The sequence below is a fragment of the Streptomyces sp. NPDC002676 genome (assembly GCF_053592455.1).
On sequence record NZ_JBSFVT010000001.1, the window covers coordinates 16601 to 39602 of the forward strand.

The window sequence follows — 23002 nt, forward strand, 5'->3', positions numbered from 1 at the left end:
GGCCCGTCCGTTGTCCTGGGTGAAGCGGCCGTCGCGACGCCAGGCCTCCCGGCGCGGCGGGGTCCTCGCATACGATGGCCGTTGCTCAGTACGTCAATGAAAAACCGACCGTCCCAGGCCCGACCGGCAAGGAGACCAGCCCCCGTGTCCGTCCTCTCGAAGATCATGCGTGCAGGCGAAGGCAAAATCCTGCGCAAGCTGCACCGCATCGCGGACCAGGTCAACTCCATCGAAGAGGACTTCGTCGACCTCTCCGACGCCGAGCTGCGGGCCCTCACCGATGAGTACAAGCAGCGCTACGCCGACGGTGAGAGCCTGGACGACCTGCTCCCCGAGGCCTTCGCCACCGTCCGCGAGGCCGCCAAGCGCGTCCTCGGCCAGCGTCACTACGACGTGCAGCTGATGGGCGGCGCCGCGCTCCACCTCGGCTACGTGGCCGAGATGAAGACCGGTGAGGGCAAGACCCTCGTCGGCACGCTCCCCGCGTATCTGAACGCCCTCTCCGGAGACGGCGTCCACCTCATCACGGTCAACGACTACCTGGCCGAGCGCGACTCCGAGATGATGGGCCGCGTCCACAGGTTCCTCGGCCTGACCGTCGGCTGCATCCTCGCCAACATGACTCCGGCCCAGCGCCGCGAGCAGTACGAGTGCGACATCACCTACGGCACGAACAACGAGTTCGGTTTCGACTACCTCCGCGACAACATGGCGTGGTCCAAGGACGAGCTCGTCCAGCGCGGCCACAACTTCGCCATCGTCGACGAGGTCGACTCCATCCTCGTCGACGAGGCCCGTACGCCGCTGATCATCTCCGGCCCGGCCGACCAGGCCACCAAGTGGTACGGCGACTTCGCCAAGCTGGTCACGCGCCTGAAGAAGGGCGAGGCGGGCAACCCGCTCAAGGGCCTGGAGGAGACCGGCGACTACGACGTCGACGAGAAGAAGCGCACGGTCGCCATCCACGAGGCCGGTGTCTCCAAGGTCGAGGACTGGCTGGGCATCGACAACCTCTACGAGTCGGTGAACACCCCGCTCGTGGGTTACCTGAACAACGCCATCAAGGCCAAGGAACTCTTCAAGAAGGACAAGGACTACGTCGTCATCGACGGCGAGGTCATGATCGTCGACGAGCACACCGGCCGTATTCTCGCCGGCCGCCGCTACAACGAGGGCATGCACCAGGCGATCGAGGCGAAGGAAGGGGTGGACATCAAGGACGAGAACCAGACGCTCGCCACGATCACCCTGCAGAACTTCTTCCGCCTCTACGGCAAGCTCTCCGGCATGACCGGTACGGCGATGACCGAGGCCGCCGAGTTCCACCAGATCTACAAGCTCGGCGTGGTCCCGATCCCGACCAACAAGCCGATGATCCGCAAGGATCAGTCGGACCTCATCTACCGCACCGAGGTCGCCAAGTTCGAGGCGGTCGTCGACGACATCGCCGAGAAGCACGAGAAGGGCCAGCCGATCCTCGTCGGCACCACGTCCGTCGAGAAGTCGGAGTACCTCTCCCAGCAGCTGTCCAAGCGCGGCATCCAGCACGAGGTGCTCAACGCCAAGCACCACGAGCGTGAGGCGTCGATCGTCGCCCAGGCCGGCCGCAGGGGCGCCGTGACCGTGGCCACCAACATGGCCGGCCGTGGTACGGACATCAAGCTCGGCGGCAACCCCGAGGACCTCGCCGAGGCGGAGCTGCGTCAGCGCGGCCTCGACCCCGAGGAGCACATCGAGGAGTGGGCGCACGCCCTGCCCGCCGCCCTGGAGAAGGCCGAGCAGGCGGTCAAGGCCGAGAAGGACGAGGTCGAGTCGCTCGGCGGCCTGTACGTGCTGGGCACCGAGCGGCACGAGTCGCGTCGTATCGACAACCAGCTGCGCGGTCGTTCCGGCCGTCAGGGCGACCCCGGCGAGTCCCGCTTCTACCTCTCCCTCGGAGACGACCTGATGCGCCTCTTCAAGGCCCAGATGGTCGAGCGCGTGATGGCCATGGCCAACGTGCCGGACGACGTGCCGATCGAGAACAAGATGGTCACGCGCGCGATCGCGTCCGCGCAGTCGCAGGTCGAGCAGCAGAACTTCGAGACCCGTAAGAACGTCCTGAAGTACGACGAGGTGCTCAACCGGCAGCGTGAGGTCATCTACGGCGAGCGCCGCCGCGTCCTGGAGGGCGAGGACCTGCACGAGCAGGTGCAGCACTTCATGGACGACACGATCGACGCGTACGTCGCCGCGGAGACCGCCGAGGGCTTCCCCGAGGACTGGGACCTGGACCGGCTGTGGGGCGCCTTCAAGCAGCTCTACCCGGTACGGATCACCATCGACGAGCTGGAGGAGGCGGCCGGTGACCGGGCCGGTCTGACCGCCGAGTTCCTCTCCGAGTCCATCAAGGACGACATCCGCGAGCAGTACGAGGCCCGTGAGGCGCAGCTCGGCTCCGAGATCATGCGTGAGCTGGAGCGCCGGGTCGTGCTGTCGGTCCTCGACCGCAAGTGGCGCGAGCACCTCTACGAGATGGACTACCTCCAGGAGGGCATCGGCCTGCGCGCGATGGCGCAGAAGGACCCACTGGTCGAGTACCAGCGCGAGGGCTTCGACATGTTCACCGCGATGATGGACGGCATCAAGGAGGAATCCGTCGGCTACCTGTTCAACCTGGAGGTCCAGGTCGAGCAGCAGGTCGAGGAGGTCCCGGTCGAGGTGGCGGCCGAGCCGGTGGCGGAGAGCGTCGCGGACGCGGTTCCGGCGCAGGCGGGCTCCCGCCCCGAGATCCGCGCCAAGGGCCTCGAGGCGCCGCAGCGGCGGGGCATGCACTTCTCCGCGGCCACCGTGGACGGTGAGGGCGGCCTCGTGGAGCGCGACCTCGATGACGACGACGAGCCGGTGCGCTCCGAGGCCGACGGCCTCACCCGCGCCGAGCGCCGCCGCCAGGCGAAGGGCGGGCGGCGCCGCAAGAAGTGACGGCTGCCCGCGGCGCGTTGAGCGTCGAGGCTGACCGTTGAGAAGGGCCGGGTCTCCGTTCGGGGGCTCGGCCCTTCTGCGTCGGAGACGTCCCTGGTCGTCGTCAGTCGTCGTCTCTGCGTGCGGGCCGTGGGCCGCCCGTCTCGACGGCGGTGCAGCGCCAGCGGAGGTCGGGCCCCTGTTCCAGGCGGAAGGCCAGGGCGCGCAACTGGTCGCCGGCGGCGATGCGGGCGAAGGCCTCGATGGCGCCGGTGCGGGGGATGAAGTAGCCGATGTCGTGGACGACGGGGCGCGTGCCGCGCGTGCGCAGGGGGCCACGGGCGGCGAGGCGGGCGAGGTCGTCGTAGGCGCGGCCCGCCGTGTGCCGGAGCATCCAGTGGACGGGGCGCTGACCGCTCAGGACGGCCAGCAGGCGGTCCGCGAAGAGGTCGGTGGGCCGTGGCTGCCGTACGGCGGTTCCGGGCGCCGTACGGGCCGTCTCCGGCGTCGGGCGCGCGGGGGCGGAGGCGGGGGCGGAGGCCGGGCGTGTGGTCTGCGGTGCGGGTGCCGTCGGGGCTCCGGTGCTGCCCCTGGCCGGGGTGCGGGGCGGGGCGCCGCCGGGACGGCGGGTGTCGTGGCGGGTCGGCGGACGGCGGCGGGGACGGGGCTGGGGAGTGCGGCTCATGAGCGGGTTCGTGCGGCTCATGACGCTGTCCGTGCGGCTCATGACGCTGTCCGTGCGGCTCATGACGCTGTCCGTGCGGCTCATAACGCTGTCCGCGCGGCCCGTCGCGTTGTCCGTGCGGCTCATGACCTTGTTCATGCGGTCCCCGTTCGGAGGGCCCGGGACATACCGGGCGGTAACTTGCGGTGGTGCACTTCTACGGGGGCGGGCGCGGCGGCGGCAAGGAAGGCAGGGCCGGCGGGAGAGGGCCGGACACGTTCACCTATCCGAGGGGCGGCGGGGGCGCCAGGCCTTGCGTGGAGCGGCGGGACCGGGTGAGTCACGCGGCACCGGGTGGACGCCGGCGGGGGCGTGGACAGGGGCTCGAAAGGGGACGGCCGCACGTATCCTGAAGGCCCTCCGGGAGACGCGCCAGCCGCCTCCCCGGGGCCTCAGCGGAGCCTTTGACCAGGAAAGAGCGGCCAGCCATGCGCGTCTACGTCCCCTTGACCCTCCCCGCTCTCGCCGAGGCGTACAAGACGGGCGAGCTGGGGACCGGCCCGTTCACCGCCTACGCCGTCACGCCGGGGCTGCGCGAGTGGTACCTCTCCGACGACATCGAGGAACTGGAGTACGCGGCGCTCAGCCGGGCCGCGCTCGCCTCGCTGCGGCTGCTCGCGGCCGACCCCGGTGCGGCCCGGCGCCGGGTCGTGGTCGCCGTCGACGTGCCCGACGGTGCCGCCACGGCGGACCCGGGCCGCGGGCTCGACCCGTCCGCGCTCGGCGAGGTGACCGTGGCCGGGACGGTGGCGCTCGCGAAGGCGGCGGCGGTGCATGTCGACGCCGACGACGCGGAGGACGACGTGACCGCGGCGGCGCAGGCGCTGGAGGCGGCCGACGGCGGGGACGACGACGCGCAGTTCGTCGTGGACGGGGCCGACGACCATGAGCTGCTGTGGTACGCCACGCAGGAGATCCCGAACCTCGTCGGACTGGCCTGACCTGCGCCGAAGCGGCCTGCCGCCGTGATTGTCAGTGGCGGCCGGTACGGTTTTGGGCATGGGGATGCAGGTAAGCGCGCACATCGTCTGGGACTGGAACGGGACGCTGTTCCACGACAATGACGCGATCATCGGGGCGACGAACGCGGCCTTCGCCGAGCTGGGGCTCGCGCCGATCACGTTGGAGCAGTACCGGGAGCTGTACTGCGTGCCGGTGCCGAAGTTCTACGAGCGGCTGCTCGGGCGGCTGCCGTCGGACGCCGAGTGGGAGCTGATGGACGGGGTCTTCCACCGGTACTACAGCGAGCACCGGGTGCGGTGCTCGCTGACCGCGGGGGCGGAGGAGCTGCTTGCGGGGTGGCGGTCTGCGGGGCACAGCCAGTCGCTGCTGAGCATGTACGGCCATAAGGAGCTCGTGCCGCTGGTGCGGGGCTTCGGGATAGAGCCGCACTTTGTGCGCGTCGACGGGCGGACCGGGCCTTCGGGGGGCAGTAAGGCCGAGCACATGGTGCGGCATCTGGAGGCGCTCGGGGACGTGGCGGAGCCCTCGCGGACCGTGGTGATCGGGGACGCGGCGGACGACGCGGTCGCTGCGTTGCATGTGGGTGCCAAAGCCGTGCTCTACAGCGGGGGGTCGCACAGCCGGGCGAGTCTGGAGGGTGCCGGGGTGCCGGTGGTGGACACGTTGGCCGAGGCGGTTGCCGAGGCGGGGCGAATAGCGGCGTAGCCGCGGGCGGCTACGTCAGCTCACCGGCGCCTTCGCCCGCAGTACCGTCAGGAACTCCCGCATCCACCGCGGATGGTCCGGCCAGGCCCGGGCCGAGACCAGCGTGCCGTCGACCACCGTCTCGGTGTCCTCGAAGTGCGCCCCGCAGGTGCGCATGTCGGGTTCCAGGGCGGGGTACGCCGTGACACGGCGACCGCGCAGGGCGTCGGTCGTGGCGGTGATCAGGGGGCCGTGGCAGATCTGGGCGATCGGCTTGTCCGAGGTGGTGAAGGCCTGGAGGATCCGGTGGACCTCGGGGTCGTTGCGCAGGTACTCGGGGGCGCGACCGCCGGGGATGACCAGGGCCGCGTACTCGCCGGGGTCGACCTCGGAGAAGGCCAGGTCGGCCGGCCAGGTGTAGCCGGGCTTCTCGGTGTAGGTGTCGTAGCCGGGCTCGAAATCGTGGACGACGAAGCGGAGCGTCTTGCGGGAGGGAGCCGCGATGTGGACGTCGTAGCCTTCCTCACGCAGGCGCTGGTACGGATAGAGGACCTCCAGGGACTCGGCTGCGTCGCCGGTGACGATGAGGATCTTCGCGGGCATGTCGGCTCCTCCGGGCGCGGACACTGTCCTGGGCAACGTGCCGCCCCGGGGCGTGCTTGCCAAGGGGGCCCGTCGCTTTTCAGGTTGCGTGGGGAGGCGTCCGGGCGCGACCGGGCCGGACCGCACAGGTCACCCACCCTCCCCGGATACGCCACCCGCCCCCACTCGGACGCTGTGCAGAACGTCAAAGTTCCCCCCTCGGTTTTGTACACATACGGCTCATGACGGGTCCGGGGTAAGTGGCGATAGCCTTGGTGGCGTGATCAGCGCGATAGTTCGCGGGGGCGCTCTCGTCCCTGCCCTGCGCCCGGTGAGCACGGAACACTTCCGTGACCGGGCGGCGGTCGCTGGTCTTCGCGGGCGGGACGGGGCCGCAGACGCCCCCAGGACGCCGACGGCAGCCCGGGACACGACGCTGCGACGCGCAGTGCCGTACCGGACAGGGCCCCGGAGGGGCCTGCCGAGAATGGCCGAATACCCCCCGCTCATCTCGCCTCGCGGCATAGCGTCGGATCGGACCGGACATCCCGGGCCGTGGCGTCAGGCCGGAGGGGGAGAGACCGTACTTCCTTCTACGTCACGCAACGGCGCGCGACAGGAGTCAGAGGACAATGCAGACCAAGCTGGACGAAGCCAAGGCCGAGCTGCTCGAACGGGCCGCCCGGGTAGCTGAGAACAGCCCGGTCGGGGGGCACCTACCGACTGGGACCGCGGGCGAGGGCACGGCGGGCACGCCGGGCACCCCTGGTCCGGCGGACAGCGAGTCCGTGCTCGCGTTCCTCCAGCGTTACTACCTGCACACCGCACCGGAAGACCTCAGCGACCGCGACCCGGTCGACGTTTTCGGCGCCGCGGTCTCGCACTACCGTCTCGCCGAGAACCGCCCCCAGGGCACCGCGAACGTCCGGGTCCACACGCCCACCGTGGAGGAGAACGGCTGGACCTCCAGCCACTCCGTGGTCGAGGTCGTCACCGACGACATGCCCTTCCTCGTCGACTCGGTCACCAACGAGCTGACCCGGCAGGGGCGTGGCATCCACGTCGTCATCCACCCGCAGTTCGTCGTCCGCCGCGATCTCACCGGCAAGCTGATCGAGGTCCTGCCGACCCGGCCCGGCGGCGAGCTCCCGCACGACGCGCACATCGAGTCCTGGATCCACGTCGAGACCGACCGCGAGACCGACCGCGCCGACCTGAAGCAGATCAGCGCCGATCTGCTGCGCGTGCTGTCCGACGTCCGCGAGGCCGTCGAGGACTGGGAGAAGATGCGGGACGCCTCGATGCGGCTCGCCGACGATCTGGAGAGCGAGCCCGTCCCCGGCGACCTGGCCCGCCCCGAGGTCGAGGAGGCCCGCGAGCTGCTGCGCTGGCTGGCCGCCGACCACTTCACCTTCCTCGGCTACCGCGAGTACCAGCTGCGCGACGACGACACGCTCGCCGCCGTGCCCGGCACCGGCCTCGGCATCCTGCGTTCCGACCCGAAGCACGCCGAGGACGACCAGCACCCGGTCAGCCCCTCCTTCGAGCGGCTCTCGGCCGACGCCCGCGCCAAGGCCCGCGAGCACAAGATGCTCGTGCTGACCAAGGCGAACAGCCGCGCCACCGTGCACCGGCCGTCGTACCTGGACTACATCGGCGTCAAGAAGTTCGACGCGGACGGCAACGTCGTCGGCGAGCGCCGCTTCCTCGGCCTGTTCTCCTCGGCCGCCTACACCGAGTCCGTGCGCCGCGTCCCCGTCATCCGCCGCAAGGTCGACGAGGTGCTGCACCTCGCCGGGTTCTCGCCCAACAGCCACGACGGCCGTGACCTGCTCCAGATCCTGGAGACCTACCCGCGCGACGAGCTGTTCCAGACGCCGGTCGCCGAACTGCAGTCCATCGTCACGAGCGTGCTCTACCTCCAGGAGCGGCGCCGGCTGCGGCTGTACCTGCGCCAGGACGAGTACGGGCGCTACTACTCGGCCCTCGTCTACCTCCCGCGCGACCGCTACACCACCGGCGTCCGGCTGCGGATCATCGACATCCTGAAGGAGGAGCTCGGCGGCATCAGCGTCGACTTCACCGCCTGGAACACCGAGTCGATCCTGTCCCGGCTGCACTTCGTCGTCCGCGTCCCGCCGGGCACCGTGCTGCCCGAGCTGTCGGACTCCGACAGGGAACGCATCGAGGCCCGCCTGGTCGAGGCCGCCCGGTCCTGGGCGGACGGCTTCGCGGAGGCGCTGAACGCCGAGTGCGGCGAGGAGCGCGCCGCCGAGCTGCTGCGCCGTTACAACGGCGGCAACTCCTTCCCCGAGGGCTACAAGGCCGACCACACCCCGCGCGCGGCCGTCGCCGACCTGGTCCACCTGGAGCGGCTCGGCAAGGAGAAGGGCAGCGACTTCGCGCTCAGCCTGTACGAGCCGGTGGGCGCCGCCCCCGGGGAGCGCCGCTTCAAGATCTACCGCACGGGTGAGTCGGTCTCGCTCTCCGCGGTCCTGCCGGTCCTCAACCGGCTCGGTGTGGAGGTCGTCGACGAGCGGCCGTACGAGCTGCGCCGCGCCGACCGCACCACCGCCTGGATCTACGACTTCGGGCTGCGCCTGCCGAAGGCGCTGAGCGGCGGCAACGGCGACTACCTGGGCGACGACGGCCGCGAGCGGTTCCAGGAGGCGTTCGCCGCGACCTGGACCGGCAAGGCGGAGAACGACGGCTTCAACTCCCTCGTGCTGAGCGCCGGGCTGAACTGGCGGCAGGCGATGGTGCTGCGCGCCTACGCCAAGTACCTGCGGCAGGCCGGCTCGACCTTCTCGCAGGACTACATGGAGGACACCCTCCGTGACAACGTCCACACCACCCGCCTCCTCGTCTCCCTGTTCGAGGCGCGGATGTCCCCGGAGCGGCAGAAGGCCGGACTCGAGCTGATCGACGCGCTCCTCGAGGAGATCGACGCGGCCCTGGACCAGGTGGCGAGCCTGGACGAGGACCGCATCCTGCGGTCCTTCCTGACCGTCATCAAGGCGACCCTGCGCACGAACTTCTTCCAGGAGGAGCTCGGCGGGCAGCCGCACGACTACGTCTCCATGAAGTTCGACCCGCAGGCCATCCCGGACCTGCCCGCGCCGCGCCCGGCGTACGAGATCTGGGTGTACTCGCCGCGTGTCGAGGGCGTGCACCTGCGCTTCGGCAAGGTCGCGCGCGGCGGTCTGCGCTGGTCCGACCGGCGTGAGGACTTCCGCACCGAGATCCTCGGCCTGGTCAAGGCGCAGATGGTGAAGAACACCGTCATCGTGCCGGTCGGCGCCAAGGGCGGCTTCGTCGCCAAGCAGCTGCCGGACCCGAGCGTGGACCGCGACGCCTGGCTGGCCGAGGGCATCGCCAGCTACAAGACGTTCATCTCGGCGCTGCTCGACATCACCGACAACATGGTCGCCGGCGAGGTCGTCCCGCCGCAGGACGTCGTCCGGCACGACGGGGACGACACCTACCTGGTGGTCGCGGCCGACAAGGGCACGGCGACGTTCTCGGACATCGCCAACGGCGTCGCGCAGTCGTACAACTTCTGGCTCGGCGACGCCTTCGCCTCCGGCGGCTCGGCCGGCTACGACCACAAGGGCATGGGCATCACCGCGCGCGGCGCCTGGGAGTCCGTGAAGAGGCACTTCCGCGAGCTGGGCGTGGACACGCAGACCGAGGACTTCACGGTCGTCGGCATCGGTGACATGTCCGGTGACGTGTTCGGCAACGGCATGCTCCTGTCCGAGCACATCCGCGTGGTCGCCGCCTTCGACCACCGGCACATCTTCATCGACCCGACCCCGGACGCGGCCACCTCCTACGCCGAGCGCCGGCGTCTGTTCGAGCTGCCCCGCTCCAGCTGGGCCGACTACAACACCGAGCTGCTCTCCGCGGGCGGCGGCATCTTCCCGCGCAGCGCCAAGTCGATCCCGGTCAACGCCCACATCCGCGAGGCCCTCGGTATCGAGGACAAGGTCATGAAGATGACCCCGGCCGACCTGATGAAGGCGATCCTGCACGCGCCGGTCGACCTGCTGTGGAACGGCGGCATCGGCACGTACGTGAAGTCGTCGGCGGAGTCGAACGCCGACGTCGGCGACAAGGCCAACGACGCCATCCGCGTCGACGGCAAGGACCTGCGCGTCAAGGTCGTCGGCGAGGGCGGCAACCTGGGCCTGACCCAGCTCGGCCGCATCGAGTTCGCGCTGCACGGCGGCCGGATCAACACCGACGCGATCGACAACAGCGCCGGCGTGGACACCTCCGACCACGAGGTGAACATCAAGATCCTGCTGAACGGCCTGGTCGCGGACGGCGACATGACCGTCAAGCAGCGCAACAAGCTGCTCGCCGAGATGACCGACGAGGTCGGCGCGCTGGTCCTGCGCAACAACTACGCGCAGAACACCGCCCTGGCCAACGCCCTCTTCCAGTCCAAGGACATGCTGCACGCGCAGCAGCGGTTCATCCGCCACATGGTCCGCGAGGGCCACCTGGACCGGGCGCTGGAGTTCCTGCCCACCGACCGCCAGATCCGCGAGCGCCTCTCCCAGGGCCACGGTCTGACCGGGCCGGAGACGGCCGTCCTGCTGGCGTACACGAAGATCACGGTCGCCGACGAGCTGCTGGCGACCTCGCTGCCGGACGACCCGTACCTGCGCGGCCTGCTGCACGCCTACTTCCCGACGGCGCTGCGCGAGCGGTTCGCCGAGCAGGTCGACAACCACCCGCTGCGCCGCGAGATCACCACGACCGTGCTGGTCAACGACACGGTCAACACGGGCGGTACGACGTACCTGCACCGTCTGCGCGAGGAGACCGGGGCCTCCCTGGAGGAGATCGTCCGTGCCCAGACCGCGGCCCGCGCGATCTTCCGCTCGGCGCCGGTGTGGGACGCGGTCGAGGAGCTGGACAACAAGGTCGACGCGACCGTCCAGACCCGGATCCGGCTGCACTCGCGCCGCCTGGTCGAGCGCGGCACGCGCTGGCTGCTCAACAACCGGCCGCAGCCGCTCCAGCTCGCGGAGACCGTCGAGTTCTTCAGCGAGCGGGTCGAGCAGGTCTGGCAGCAGCTGCCGAAGCTGCTGCGCGGCGCGGACCTGGAGTGGTACCAGCACGTGTACGACGAGCTGTCCGCGGCCGGCGTCCCGGACGAACTCGCCACGCGCGTGGCCGGGTTCTCCTCCGCCTTCCCGACGCTCGACATCGTCTCGGTGGCCGACCGCATGGGCAAGGAGCCGCTGGACGTCGCCGAGGTCTACTACGACCTCGCCGACCGGCTCGACATCACCCAGCTGATGGACCGCATCATCGAGCTGCCGCGCGCGGACCGGTGGCAGTCCATGGCCCGCGCCTCCATCCGCGAGGACCTGTTCGCGGCCCACGCGGCGCTCACCGCGGACGTCCTGGCCGTCGGCAACGGCAGCTCGACTCCCGAGCAGCGCTTCGAGGCGTGGGAGGAGAAGAACACGGCGATCCTGGGCCGGGCACGCACCACCCTGGACGAGATCCGTGGTTCGGAATCCTTCGACCTCGCCAACCTCTCGGTGGCGATGCGGACGATGCGGACGCTGCTGCGCACGCATTCGTAGCCGTATGCCGTAGTCGTACGGCAGTGTGAACGCCCCGGGCCGACAGTGATTCGGCCCGGGGCGTTCCGTTTCTTGCCGACCCTTAGACAAAAATGATCAGCGAATTTACCGTTTCCTGCTAATCGGCGCCTTTCGGCTAGGGTCGGGGCTGTGACAGTGAACCTCACCGAGACCCGACCGGCCGTCACCTCACCCGCACCCGCCGAGACCCGCCCGGTCACGCGCGTCGTGCTGGAGGTCGTGAAATTCGGGGTCGTCGGCGGCAGCGGTGTCCTCGTCAATTTCCTGGTGTTCAACCTGCTGCTGCACGGCCTGCGTTGGCAGGCGATGGCCGCGACGGTCCTGGCCAGCTGCATCGCGATGGCGACCAATTACCTGGGCTTCCGCTTTTTCGCCTATCGCGACCGCGCCTCGCGCACCCGCCGGCAGATCGTGCTCTTCTTCGTCTTCAGCGGTCTCGGTGTGGTGATGGAAAGCGGCCTGTTCTGGGTCGGTTATCACGGCCTCGGTATGCACAGCGCGTTCGCATCGAACGCCGCCAAGGCGCTGTCCATCGTGCTCGCCTCCGGGTTCCGTTTCGTCGTCTACCGTACGTGGGTGTTTCAGCAGGATGCGCGCCGCGCCTAGCACTGCGAGCGCCGGCCGGGCACTGCCCGGGGCAGCCGCCGCGCTCGTCGTAGTTCTTCTGCTCCTGGTGATCGTCCGTCTGCCATGGGCGGGCGACCTCGGCATGCACGCGGCCACCGTGCAGCGGCTGCGGCACAGCCTGCTGCACCCCGGCAACCCGCTGGTCGACGCCGACACGCCGAGCCCGTACTACTCGCCGTGGATGCTGGTGCTCGGCTGCCTCGCCAAGCTCACCGGCCTGTCGGTGTTCGTCGTCCTGCGCCTGGGCGCGCTCGTCGGGCTCGGGCTGCTGGTCACGGGCGTGTGGCGCTACGTCCGCACACTGAGCCCCCATCGGGCCGCGCCCGCCCTGGCCCTGCTCAGCCTGGTCTTCCTCTGGGGCCCGCTGCTGTTCAACTGGAGCGGCTTCCTCTCCCTCAACTCCCTCGCGCTGACGGTGTCGTACCCGAGCGTGTTCGCCCTCGGCCTCTCCTTCCACTTCTGGACGTGGCTCACGGGGGCGCTGCGCGGCGGCGGTGAGACCCGGTGGGGGGTGTGGCTGGGGCTGGGCGCGCTGTGGGCGCTGATCCTGCTGTGCCACCAGTTCACCGGGGTCGTGGCCTCGCTGGGCGGGCTGGCGACGGTGCTCGCCGCGCGCCCGCCGCGGTCCGTGCTGCCGCGGCTCGGCGGTGCGGTCGGGCTGGGGGCGGTGGTGCTGGGGCTGTGGCCGTACTACGACTTCTTCGGGCTGTTCTCCGCGGGCGCCGACCTCGAGGCCATCCACCGGCCGCTGTACCAGCACCTGGCCGCGCGGTTCGGGCTGGTCCTGCTGGGGGTGGTTGCCCTGGCCCTGCGCCTGCGGCGGGACCGGTGGGACCCGCTGGTGCTCTTCTTCGCGTTCGGCGCGCTGGTGTTCGCCGCGGGCGGGCTGACCGGTCACTACTCCTGGGGCCGCGCCCTGCCCGCCGCGCTGATCCCGGCACAGCTCGCCGCCGCGCTGGAGACGGTGTCGGCCGGGCGGCGGGCGGTGCGGCTGGGCTGGGCGTGCGCGCTCGGCCTGGCGCTGGCCGTGGGGGCGTGGGCGCAGGCCGGGACGCTCGGGTACGTCGTCGGGCGGCACGCGCTGCCGGGCGCGGTCGCGGCGAAGTACCGGACGCCGTGGGTGGGGTACCACTGGATCACGCCGTGGGTGAAGTACGGGGACGTGGTCATGGCCCGCACGATGCCGGCCCGGCAGATTCCGGCGTACGGGGCGTACACGGTGGCGCCTGGGTATCCCGACTTCTTCCTGCCGGACGAGGCGAGGCGGGATGCGGCGGTGACGCGGTACTTCGGGGCGGGGACGTCGTCTGCTGAGCGGCGGGACATCGTGCGGGAGTACGGGGTGCGGTGGGTCGTGGGCGACGAGTCCCTCGCGGAACCGGGTCTGCGGAAGGTGGCCGTCGGGCCGGCCGACCAGGTGCTGTACGCAGCCGTGCGCTGACCGGCGTTGCGGCCGGCCGGGGGGTGGGCGCAGCCAGGCGGGTACGACAGCGCCGCTGCGGCGTTACGACCGACCGCAGCGGCGCCCCCGGTCTACTTCAGAACGCTCCGCACCATTTTCGCCGCGTTCCTCACCTTCGGCTTCGCCAGCTTGCGGACCGTCGGGCGGATTATCCGGGCCGTGATGCCCACCGGGAGCCAGCGGATCTGGAGGCGGCCGGGGGTGCGGCCCTCCGGTTCGAGGGTGACCTTGTGGGGGGCCGTGCCGGAGCGGTAGTCGATCTGGGCGGTCGCGGCCGGGAACTCCAGCGGGGCCAGGAGGATGCCCGAGTGGGACAGGCCCTGCTGGGTCAGGCGGACCAGAGGGTGGCGTACGCCCTCGAAGCCCTGGACGGGGATCGGGGCCGCGGCCAGGTCCAGGGTGACGCTGCCTTCGAAGAGGCCGGGGCGGACCGGGTCGAGGCGGAAGGGGATCGTCATGCGACGGCCGCCGGGGGTCAGCAGCAGAGCGGCCCGCTGGGGGCCCACGGGCAGGCGCAGGCCGGGGTCGAACGTGCGGATGGCGAGGGTGACGGAGGCGCCCCGGCCCGGGGTCAGCTCCGTGATCTCGTGGCGGAAGTGCGCGCTCGGGAACGGGCGCGTGTCCAACTCCAGGTCGGACACGTCCAGTTCACGACGGGCCCGGTCGGAGCCGGGGACGCTGTCGCCCCAGTAGGGCACGCCGTCGGCGTCGACGGTGATCTGCCGCGGTGCCACCCCGTAGCCCAGGCCGCGCGCCGCGAGCCGGAGGTCGTCCGTGCGGCCGTCGCGCAGCAGCTCCAGTACGACCCGTTCGGGGCGCGGCAGCCGTGCGTACGCGCCCGGTGCCAGCGTCTCCAGGTACGGGTTCATGATCTCCGCGAAGGACTCCAGCCACTCCGTGTCCCGGTAGGGCAGGTCGCCGGCGTACATGCGGAAGTCGTGCTTGAGGAACTTGAAGTCCTTGTCCTCGCGCAGCCCCGCGTGCCCGCTGCTCACCAGGAACTCGTCGATCATGCGCTGCACATGGACGCGGTCGCGGACGTTGGAGATCTTGTGCCGCTGGTTCGAGATGGAGGCCGCTGCCTCCGCCGCGAACGGCTCGATGTACCACACGTACACCGGGTCCGGGATGATCGTGAACGCCTTCGCCAGGCAGTACGCCTGCGCCGAGAACAGCTGGTCCTCGTAGTGGATGCCCTCGGGGAAGCGGAGTTCGTGGCGGTCCAGGAAGGAGCGCGCGTACATCTTGCTGGTGGAGAGGTGCTCGAAGAGCAGCCGCGGGTCGGCGTCGATGCCCTCCACCGTGCGGTGCTCGGCGACCAGGTGCGGCATCCAGGTCGTGCGGCGCCCGGTGTCCACGCGCAGGCGCTGCACCGCGCCCATCGTGAAGTCCACCTCGCGTTCGCGGTGCGCGGCCAGCAGCAACTCGACCGCACGGGGCGGGAGTTCGTCGTCGCTGTCGAGGAACATCAGGTACGGCGCCCGGGCGATCTCGACGGCCCGGTTGCGCGGGGCGCTGCACCCGCCGCTGTTCTCCGGCAGCCGCAGATAGTGGATGCGGTCGTCCTGGGCGGCCAGCTCCCGTGCCACCGACGGCGTTTCGTCGGTGGAGTGGTCGTCGCTGATGATGATCTCGATGTTTGCGTGGGTCTGCGCGCGCAGCGAGGCGACCGCGCGGGGAAGCCGGGCCGCGTCGTTGTACACGATGACCGTCACCGTGACGTCGGGCGTCGTCATGCCGTGGCCTCCTCGGGGGTCGGGGCGGGGGTGCGTTCTTCGAGCGGGAGTACGGGTGGCAGGGCCTCCTCGGGTTCACCGAGGAAGACGCGGCGTACGATCCGCTCGGCGGCGCGCCCGTCGTCGTACTCGCAGAACCGGCGCCGGAACGTGGCCAGGTTCTTGGCCGCGCACTCGTCGCGCCAGGCGCCGGAGGTGAAGATCTCCGCCAGTTCCTCCTGGGTGCGGGCGACCTTGCCGGGGGCTTCCGACGGCAGGTCGAAGTAGACGCCACGGGTGGTGGAGTACGTCTCCCAGTCGTCGGCGTAGACGACGATCGGGCGGTTCAGGTTGGCGTAGTCGAACATGATGGACGAGTAGTCCGTGACCAGCGCGTCGGCGGCCAGGCACAGCTCCTCGACGGGGTCGTAGGAGGAGACGTCGACGAGCCGGCCGGAGCGGCGCAGGCCGCTCAGCGGGGCGGCCGAGCCGCCGTAGAAGTAGTGGGCGCGGACCAGCAGCACCGTGTCCTCGCCGAGGCGGTCGGCGAGGGCGGCGAGGTCGAGGCGCGGGGTGAAGCCGGCCTCGTAGTCGCGGTGGGTGGGGGCGTACAGCACGGCCTTCTTGCCGGGGGCGATGCCGAGGCGCTCGCGGGCGGCGCGGACGTCGGCCGCCGTGGCGCTGTAGAAGACGTCGTTGCGCGGATAGCCGTAGTCCAGCGAGGTGAAGCGGGCCGGGTAGGCGCGCTCCCACATGCGGGTGGAGTGGCTGTTGGCGCTGACGCTGTAGTCCCACTTGTCGACACGGGCCAGCAGGGCGACGAAGTCCAGGCCCTGGGCGGCGGCCGGGTGCTCCATCTGGTCCAGGCCCATGCGCTTGAGCGGGGTGCCGTGGTGGGTCTGGAGGTGGATCGCGTCCGGGCGTTTGATGATCCCGTTGGGGAAGTTGACGTTGTTCGTCAGGTACTTGGCGGTGGCCAGGGTCTCCCAGTAGCGGCGGGTGCCGGGGATCACGTGGTCGGTGCCGGGCGGCAGCAGGGCCGCGTTCTCCTTGCCGACCACCCACACCGGGTGGATGTGCGGGGCGAGTTCTGCGAGCTTGGCGGCGATCGCGGCCGGGTTGCAGGAGACCCCGCGGTCCCAATAGGCGGAGAACACGGCCAGGTTGGGGTTGACCGGGCGGCTGAGCGCGCGGCGGTACTGGAGGTCGCGGACCTTCGCGCCCACCTGGCGCTTGCGCTCCCGTACCGCCTTCTTCGCCGCGCGGCGGCCGCGGTTGGCGGCCTGGAGGGCGCGGTACTTGTTGTAGGCGCCCTCTTCGAGCAGGGAGTGCCGCATGCCCTCGAAGCCGCCCGGGGGCTGATGCCCCTCCGGGCGCCAGCGGACGGCGGCCAGGGAGGCGCGGCGGAAGAACTCGCGGGCCACGGCGTCGGGCAGGTTCTCGCCGGCGAAGACGCGCACCAGGTCGCGGACCATCAGGTCGTACAGGACCCCGCGGACGGTACGCCGGTCGCGGGCGAGCGGCAGCAGGTCCTCGTAGCGGTCGATGCTCGCGAACCGGTCCTCGGGTGCGAGCGGCGGCAGGCTCTCCGGGCGCAACCTGCGGTCTTCGTACGCCGCTTGGTTCAGGCAGGCGACGCGGTCGGCGAGCAGGAGGGCCGCGTGGGCGGCGTACGGTTCGTCGTCGGTGGTGAGCCGCTCCTCGTGCGCCCGCCACAACTCGGCGCGCAGCGCGCGGTTGCCGAGCAAGGGGGTGAGGCGCAGCAGGTTCGCCGCCTCGTCCAGCGGAAGGTCGGTGCGGCCGATGGCGGCGAGCCGCCGGCCGTCGCGGGAGGGGGCGGTGGCGGTCTGCCAGGTGGTGGTGACGTGGTCGAAGAGCAGGACGTCGACCGTGTCGGGCAGTTCCGCCGCGCGCTCGGCGAGCAGCCGGGGCGCGCCGGCCGGCAGGCCGTCCTTGGCGTGCACGAAGTGCAGCCAACGGCCGGTCGCGCGGCGGGCGCCGGCCGACCGGGCCGCCGCGTCGGTGGTGCCGTCCGGCAGGGGCACGACGACGATCTCCGGGGCGTGCCCCTCGGCGGTCTCCCGCGCCCAGTCGCCGACCGCGGCGACGATCACCTCGGCGTCGGGGAGCGGGCGCGCCTCCAACGAGTCCAGCAGTTCGGTCAGATGCCCCTGGGCGTTCGGCCCGTAGATGATGATGCTGAGTTGGGGCATCTGTGAGGACTCCTTCGGCTCGTCGACTCCGGGCGACCTTTCATAACATACTGCTGTTAGACGGATGAAAGGGATAACCGCCCCGAAGTAAGAGAACGACTCAGGGAGTAAGAGGTTCTTCGCGAGCCCCCGGTTGCGTTCCCTCAGGTGCTCTTGGCGGCCGGCTTCTTCGCCGTCTTGTCGCCGGTGAAGGCCTCGTACTCCCGCATGACGTCCTCGGTGGGGCCGTCCATGCGCAGTTCGCCGCGCTCCAGCCACAGTACGCGCTCGCAGGTGTCCCTGATCGACTTGTTGTTGTGGCTGACCAGGAACACCGTGCCCGCCTGCTCGCGCAGTTCGCGGATGCGCTCCTCGGAGCGCATCTGGAAGGAGCGGTCGCCGGTCGCGAGGGCCTCGTCGATGAGCAGGACGTCGTGGTCCTTGGCGGCGGCGATGGAGAAGCGCAGACGGGCGGCCATACCGGAGGAGTACGTGCGCATGGGGAGCGTGATGAAGTCGCCCTTCTCCTGGATCCCGGAGAAGTCGACGATGTCCTGGTAGCGCTCCTTGACCTGCTCCCGGGACATGCCCATGGCGAGGCCGCCGAGGTAGACGTTCCGCTCGCCGGTGAGGTCGTTCATCATGGCCGCGTTGACGCCGAGCAGGGAGGGCTGGCCGTGGGTGTAGATGTGGCCGTTCTCCACGGGCAGCAGCCCGGCGACCGCCTTGAGCAGGGTCGACTTGCCGGAGCCGTTGGTGCCGATGAGCCCGATCGCCTCGCCCTTGTAGGCGACGAACGAGACCTTCTTCACCGCGTGCACCCGGCGTACGCCGGACGCCTTCTCGGTCTGCTGGCGGCGCATGATGCGGTTGAGGGCGGCGGTGGCGGAACCGCGGCCGGCGCCCGTGCCGTTGACCCGGTAGACGATGTCGACGCCGTCGGCGACGACGGTGGGGATCTTCTCGGTGTTCGCGGGGGTCTGCTCAGCCACGGCCGTACGTCTCCTCAGCCTTCCAGAAGTAGATGAAGCCGCCGATGCCGACGAGCAGGGCCCAGCCGGTGGCTGCCGCCCACACGTGCGGGGGCAGCTGGTTGCCGCGGAAGCTGTGGATCAGCGCGTACCGCATGAGGTCGATGTAGACGGCGGCCGGGTTGGTCTCCAGCGCGACGGTGACGAAGTGCGGCAGGTTGTCCTTCTTGGTGAGCTTGCTGATGCTCCACATCACACCGGACACGTACATCCAGGTGCGCAGCACGAACGGCATCAGCTGGGCGATGTCCGGGGTCTTGGCGCCCCACCGGGCCATGATCATGGACACGCCCGCGTTGAAGACGGACTGCAGGATCAGCGCGGGGATCGCGAGCAGCCAGCGGGGGGTGACCGGGATGCCGAAGGACAGGATGATCACGACCAGCGCGGTCATCGAGAACAGCAGCTGCTGGAGCTGCTGGAGGCAGAAGGAGATCGGCATGGCGGCGCGCGGGAAGTGCAGGGCGCGGACCAGGCCGAGGTTGCCCGAGATCGCGCGGGTGCCCGCCATGATCGAACTCTGCGTGAACGTCCAGATGAACACGCCCGTGACCAGGAACGGGATGTAGTCCTTAACGCCCTTGCTGGTGCCCAGGAGCACACCGAAGATGAAGTAGTAGACCGCCGCGTTCAGCAGCGGGGTCATGACCTGCCAGATCTGGCCGAGCTTCGCCTGGCTGTACTGGGCGGTGAGCTTGGCGGTGGCGAAGGCGGTGATGAAGTGGCGTCGGCCCCACAGCTGGCGGACGTACTCCGGCAGGGAGGGGCGGGCGCCGCTGACCGAGAGGCCGTGCCGGGCGGCCAGCGCCGCGAGGTCGTCTTCGGCCGGGATCTGGGTCGGAGGCGGTGTGTGGAGGACCTGGCTCACATCCGCTGCTTTCGCTCGGGGGGAGGGGGTGCCGCGCCCGGCTTCCGCCGACGCGGGTCGTTCGGTCGCCCCGTGTTTCCTTACGGTTCTCTTCACGTTCTCTTACGTCGGGACGGGACCGTATCGACGCAACGCGAGACTAGGCCCATCGGACGTCGGAACGCAACCGTTTCGTCGTAACGCCCTATGCTGGTCGGCATGACGACGAACGCCGACGAGCCCCAGACGCGTCCGCGCCGCCGCGCCCCCGCCGGGGCCGCCGTGCTCCGGGAGGACGTGACCGAGGCCATCCGGGCGGCGGTCTTCGAGGAGCTGGCGGCCGTCGGGTACGCACGCATGTCCATCGAGGGGATCGCGCGCCGGGCGGGCGTAGGCAAGACGGCGGTGTACCGGCGCTGGCGCTCCAAGCTGCACCTGGTCCTGGACGTCGTCTCGGCGATGGCCGTGCTCGGCCTGCCGGTCCCGGACACGGGCACCCTGGAGGGCGACCTGCGCCTGCTCTACGAGGTCTCCTCCCGCGCCCTGCGCCACCCGGTCGCCTCGCAGATCATCCCCGACCTCCAGGCCGAGGCGGCCCGCAACCCCGACATCGCGGAGGCCTTCCAGCGGGCCCTGCGGGACGGCCAGGAGGGCGTGGCCAGCAAGATCGTCGCAGCGGCGGAGCAACGCGGCGAGCTGCGCCCGGGCATCGACCCCGACCTCGCCCTGGACCTGATCTCCGGCCCCCTGTACTGGCGCGCAGTGGTCATCCGCTCCCCGAAGCCCCCGAAGGGCTACCTGGAGAAGCTGGCCCGGGCCACGGCGGGGGCACTCAAGGCCCTGTGAGGGGCCTCGGCTGCGCGCTGTGAGGGTGCCCGGTGTTGTTGGTGCGGCTCTGGGCGGAACCTACGAGCGGGCTGCCTCCGGGTGGAGGCGGGTCCAGCCGTCCCAGGCTGAGGTGATCATGTCCTGGATGTCGTACTTGGCCTGCCAGCCCAGTTCTGTGGCGATGCGGTCGGCCGCGGCGACCACGCGGGCCGGGTCGCCGGGGCGGCGGGGGGTGACCGTGGGCGGGCGGTCGTAGCCGGTGACCGCGTTGATGCGGTCGATCATCTCGCGGACCGAGACGCCTTCCCCGCGGCCGATGTTGAGGGTGAGGTCGCGGTCGGGGGCGGCGCGCAGGGCGCGGGCGACGGTGACGTGGGCCTCGGCCAGGTCGACCACGTGGATGTAGTCGCGGACGCAGGTGCCGTCAGGGGTGGGGTAGTCGTCGCCGAAGATGCGCGGCGGGGCGCCTTCGGTCAGCTTTTCGAAGGCCATCGGGATCAGGTTGAAGACGCCCGTGTCGGCGAGTTCGGGCGTGGCCGCGCCCGCCACGTTGAAGTAGCGGAGGGAGGCGGTGGCGAGGCCTGTCGCCCTGCCCGTCGCACGGACCAGCCATTCGCCGGCCAGCTTCGTCTCGCCGTAGGGCGACAGGGGCGCGCAGGGGGTCTCCTCCGTCACGAGGTCCACGTCCGGCATGCCGTAGACGGCGGCCGAGGAGGAGAAGAGGAACGAGGGGACCTGGGCCTCCGTCACCGCGTTCAGGAGGACGCGCAGGCCCTCCACGTTCTCCCGGTAGTAGAGCAGCGGGCGGTCCATCGACTCGCCCACCTGCTTCTTCGCAGCCAGGTGGACGACGCCCGTGACCTCGTGTTCGGCGAGGGTGCGGGCCACAAGCTCCGCGTCGAGGATCGAGCCGCGCACCAGCGGGACCTCCTGCGGCACTCGCTCGGCGATGCCCGAGGACAGGTCGTCGTAGACCACCGTGCGCTCGCCCGCTTCGGTCATCGCCCGGACGACATGCGCTCCGATGTATCCGGCGCCGCCGGTGATCAGCCAGGTCATGTGCCGGCCGTCCCCTCGTTGATGGGCCTGTGGGCCTCGGTGGATCCGTGTCGGTCAGTGTGGCTCAGTGAAGCAGGCGGCGAAGGCGGCTGCGGGCAATCTTCATGGCTCCCCCCAGCCCCGTCGCCACACGCACTGCGAGCGCGCCGGAGTGCGTGGCGTACGGCTGCACCAGCAGCACGCCGTGCCGGGCGCTCGGCACGATCCGCCGGCCCAGGCGGCCGGCGCCGGCCAGGGCGTGTGCGGTGACGTCGCGGTGCGCGCCGTCCGAGAAGTGAACGGTCAGCCGCAGGTCCCAGGTTCCCGCCCCGAGCGACGAGAGATCGACGGGCACTTCGGCCGACCAGACGTCCGCGCCGGAGGGCGTGAGCGCGGTGGTCGTGCGCCGGGCCGTACGGCCGTCCTCCCGGGAGTACCACTCCACGTCCACCTCGCGCGGGCCGGCCTCGGCCACCCTGCCGTACAGCTCGTGCAGCCGCAGACGCAGCAGCGCGGCACGCGCGCGCGGGATGCGCAGTTCAGCGTCCACCGCGAGCGGGAGGGCCCGGGCGGGGCGGGTGAGGAGGGGGGCGAGGGTGACCTGGGGGAGGTCCGGCGACCAGACGGGCGTGTCGTCGGGGGTGTGCGCGTAGGGCGGCAACAGGCGTGCCGGGCGGGACGCGAGGTCCTTCAGGCGGGGCAGGTCGCGCGGCTCCGGGGACGCCAGAATCACCCGCGCGAGGAGCTGGCCCGGCGCCGCCGGGTTGACGTCCCAGTCGGCGGCCTCGTAGCGCGCGAGGTACTCACGGGTGTGCGTCCACCACGCGCGCCGGTAGTGCGCGTCGCGCAGCCCCAGCTCACGCGTGTACATGCGCACCTCGTGTTCGAGGAACTTGGCCCGCGCCGCCCGCGCCAGCTCCGTCTGCCCGGCACCCAGCAGGGTCTCGTACGCCAGCGCGCACGCCTCCGTGCGCGCCTTCCAGTTGTCGATGTGCCCCCGGTCCAGGGAGATCGACAGCTGCTGCGCCGACCGGCGCACGTGCCACACGTACACCCGGTCCGGTACGAGTGTGATGCGCGGACCGGCGGCCAGCACGCGCGCGGTGAAGACGACGTCCTCGTAGTGGACGCGGCCTTCGGGGAAGCGGATGCCGTGTTCGCGCAGGAAGTCCGTGCGGTACAGCTTGTTGACGCACAGCGTGTCGTGGACCAGCCGGGGGCGCTCGGAGGGGCGCGCGATGACGGTGTGCGCCGCGTAAAGAGCCTCCTGCCAGGGCTGTTCACGCCCCGAGGGCAGCTCCCGGCGCACGCACAGGCCGCTCGCCACCTCGGCGTGCGTCCCCGTGGCCGCCGTCAGCAGCGCGTCCACCGCGCCCGGCGGCAGCACGTCGTCGCTGTCCAGGAACATCACGTACGGCGCCGTCACCGCGTCGATGCCGGTGTTGCGCGGGCTGCCGCAGCCGCCGCTGTTCACGCTCCGGCGCACCACCCGCAGCCGGGGCTCCGCCGCGGCCAGCCGGTCGAGCAGCTCGGCGCTGCCGTCCGTGGAGCAGTCGTCCACGGCGACGACCTCGGCGACGGCGGGCCCCTGGGCCAGCGCCGAGCGCACGGCATCGCCCACATGGGCGACGTCGTTGTAGCCGATGACGACGACCGCGACCTTGGGCCGCGTCTTCTGCGGGTCTGGCGGTGCTTGCGGGTCTGGCGGTGTTGATGGGGCTGGCGGTTCTGGATGCATGGGG

15 protein-coding genes are annotated in these 23002 nt (G+C 70.8%); 7 read left to right on the forward strand and 8 right to left on the reverse strand.

From position 1 onward, the window contains the following. Nucleotides 1–144: 144 nt before the first annotated feature. Nucleotides 145–2961, forward strand: coding sequence for a preprotein translocase subunit SecA (gene secA / locus ACWD3E_RS00080; RefSeq protein WP_451385271.1), 2817 nt, complete (start codon nt 145–147; stop codon nt 2959–2961). A 103-nt stretch (nt 2962–3064) separates the two neighbouring features. Here the strand turns inward: secA and ACWD3E_RS00085 are convergent, their stop codons facing one another. Then, the gene (locus ACWD3E_RS00085; protein ID WP_451386461.1) at nt 3065–3646 is read right to left on the reverse strand and encodes an Rv3235 family protein; all 582 of its coding nucleotides are present in this window, start codon (nt 3644–3646) and stop codon (nt 3065–3067) included. A gap of 446 nt (nt 3647–4092) precedes the next feature. Between ACWD3E_RS00085 and ACWD3E_RS00090 the strand changes: the two genes are divergently transcribed. Together ACWD3E_RS00090 and ACWD3E_RS00095 are read left to right on the forward strand one after the other, a co-directional pair. After that, nucleotides 4093–4605: a DUF6912 family protein gene (locus ACWD3E_RS00090; RefSeq protein WP_451350407.1), complete on the forward strand. Its 513-nt coding sequence runs from the start codon at nt 4093–4095 to the stop codon at nt 4603–4605. A 58-nt stretch (nt 4606–4663) separates the two neighbouring features. Next, nucleotides 4664–5332 carry an HAD family hydrolase gene (locus ACWD3E_RS00095; protein ID WP_451385272.1) on the forward strand — a complete coding sequence of 223 codons (669 nt, stop codon included), beginning with the start codon at nt 4664–4666 and terminating at the stop codon, nt 5330–5332. A gap of 15 nt (nt 5333–5347) precedes the next feature. Here the strand turns inward: ACWD3E_RS00095 and ACWD3E_RS00100 are convergent, their stop codons facing one another. Further along, nucleotides 5348–5914: a DJ-1/PfpI family protein gene (locus tag ACWD3E_RS00100; RefSeq protein WP_451385273.1), complete on the reverse strand. Its 567-nt coding sequence runs from the start codon at nt 5912–5914 to the stop codon at nt 5348–5350. Between the two features lie 611 nt (nt 5915–6525). On the opposite strand from ACWD3E_RS00100, the gene ACWD3E_RS00105 reads away from it, so the two are divergent. From ACWD3E_RS00105 to ACWD3E_RS00115, 3 genes are all read left to right on the forward strand, one after another. After that, nucleotides 6526–11499, forward strand: coding sequence for an NAD-glutamate dehydrogenase (locus ACWD3E_RS00105; RefSeq protein ID WP_451385274.1), 4974 nt, complete (start codon nt 6526–6528; stop codon nt 11497–11499). Between the two features lie 150 nt (nt 11500–11649). Then, the gene (locus tag ACWD3E_RS00110) at nt 11650–12126 is read left to right on the forward strand and encodes a GtrA family protein (protein WP_451385275.1); all 477 of its coding nucleotides are present in this window, start codon (nt 11650–11652) and stop codon (nt 12124–12126) included. Beyond that, nucleotides 12110–13588 (forward strand): hypothetical protein, encoded by a 1479-nt coding sequence (locus ACWD3E_RS00115; protein WP_451385276.1) that lies wholly within the window; start codon nt 12110–12112, stop codon nt 13586–13588. Before ACWD3E_RS00110 ends, ACWD3E_RS00115 begins: the two co-directional genes overlap by 17 nt. 92 nt (nt 13589–13680) lie before the next feature. Here the strand turns inward: ACWD3E_RS00115 and ACWD3E_RS00120 are convergent, their stop codons facing one another. The 4 genes from ACWD3E_RS00120 to ACWD3E_RS00135 form a co-directional block, all read right to left on the reverse strand. Further along, nucleotides 13681–15345 carry a glycosyltransferase family 2 protein gene (locus ACWD3E_RS00120; RefSeq protein WP_451385277.1) on the reverse strand — a complete coding sequence of 555 codons (1665 nt, stop codon included), beginning with the start codon at nt 15343–15345 and terminating at the stop codon, nt 13681–13683. Further along, on the reverse strand, nt 15342–17537 hold the full coding sequence (locus ACWD3E_RS00125) for a CDP-glycerol glycerophosphotransferase family protein (RefSeq protein WP_451385278.1): 2196 nt from the start codon (nt 17535–17537) through the stop codon (nt 15342–15344). The genes ACWD3E_RS00120 and ACWD3E_RS00125 overlap by 4 nt, the downstream gene beginning before the upstream one ends. 143 nt (nt 17538–17680) lie before the next feature. Beyond that, nucleotides 17681–18508 carry an ABC transporter ATP-binding protein gene (locus ACWD3E_RS00130; RefSeq protein ID WP_451385279.1) on the reverse strand — a complete coding sequence of 276 codons (828 nt, stop codon included), beginning with the start codon at nt 18506–18508 and terminating at the stop codon, nt 17681–17683. Next, complete coding sequence (locus ACWD3E_RS00135; protein WP_451385280.1) at nt 18501–19415, reverse strand: ABC transporter permease; 915 nt, start codon at nt 19413–19415, stop codon at nt 18501–18503. Before ACWD3E_RS00135 ends, ACWD3E_RS00130 begins: the two co-directional genes overlap by 8 nt. A 198-nt stretch (nt 19416–19613) precedes the next feature. Between ACWD3E_RS00135 and ACWD3E_RS00140 the strand changes: the two genes are divergently transcribed. After that, nucleotides 19614–20240 (forward strand): TetR/AcrR family transcriptional regulator, encoded by a 627-nt coding sequence (locus tag ACWD3E_RS00140; protein ID WP_451385281.1) that lies wholly within the window; start codon nt 19614–19616, stop codon nt 20238–20240. Nucleotides 20241–20300: 60 nt separating this feature from the next. Here ACWD3E_RS00140 and galE read toward each other — a convergent pair whose 3' ends face one another. Continuing rightward, nucleotides 20301–21281, reverse strand: a complete 981-nt coding sequence (gene galE / locus ACWD3E_RS00145; protein WP_451385282.1) for a UDP-glucose 4-epimerase GalE — start codon at nt 21279–21281, stop codon at nt 20301–20303. A 64-nt stretch (nt 21282–21345) separates the two neighbouring features. Next, entirely contained in the window at nt 21346–22998 is a 1653-nt protein-coding gene (locus ACWD3E_RS00150; RefSeq protein ID WP_451386462.1) for a glycosyltransferase family 2 protein, read from the reverse strand. Nucleotides 22999–23002 lie beyond the last annotated feature (4 nt).

Coding starts and splice junctions, on each gene's coding strand:
- ACWD3E_RS00085 (WP_451386461.1), bottom strand. CDS start 3,646: ATGAGCCGCACGAACCCGCTCATGAGCCGCACTCCCCAGCCCCGTCCC.
- ACWD3E_RS00090 (WP_451350407.1), top strand. CDS start 4,093: ATGCGCGTCTACGTCCCCTTGACCCTCCCCGCTCTCGCCGAGGCGTAC.
- ACWD3E_RS00095 (WP_451385272.1), top strand. CDS start 4,664: ATGGGGATGCAGGTAAGCGCGCACATCGTCTGGGACTGGAACGGGACG.
- ACWD3E_RS00100 (WP_451385273.1), bottom strand. CDS start 5,914: ATGCCCGCGAAGATCCTCATCGTCACCGGCGACGCAGCCGAGTCCCTG.
- ACWD3E_RS00105 (WP_451385274.1), top strand. CDS start 6,526: ATGCAGACCAAGCTGGACGAAGCCAAGGCCGAGCTGCTCGAACGGGCC.
- ACWD3E_RS00115 (WP_451385276.1), top strand. CDS start 12,110: ATGCGCGCCGCGCCTAGCACTGCGAGCGCCGGCCGGGCACTGCCCGGG.
- ACWD3E_RS00120 (WP_451385277.1), bottom strand. CDS start 15,345: ATGACGACGCCCGACGTCACGGTGACGGTCATCGTGTACAACGACGCG.
- ACWD3E_RS00125 (WP_451385278.1), bottom strand. CDS start 17,537: ATGCCCCAACTCAGCATCATCATCTACGGGCCGAACGCCCAGGGGCAT.
- ACWD3E_RS00140 (WP_451385281.1), top strand. CDS start 19,614: ATGACGACGAACGCCGACGAGCCCCAGACGCGTCCGCGCCGCCGCGCC.
- galE (WP_451385282.1), bottom strand. CDS start 21,281: ATGACCTGGCTGATCACCGGCGGCGCCGGATACATCGGAGCGCATGTC.
- ACWD3E_RS00150 (WP_451386462.1), bottom strand. CDS start 22,998: ATGCATCCAGAACCGCCAGCCCCATCAACACCGCCAGACCCGCAAGCA.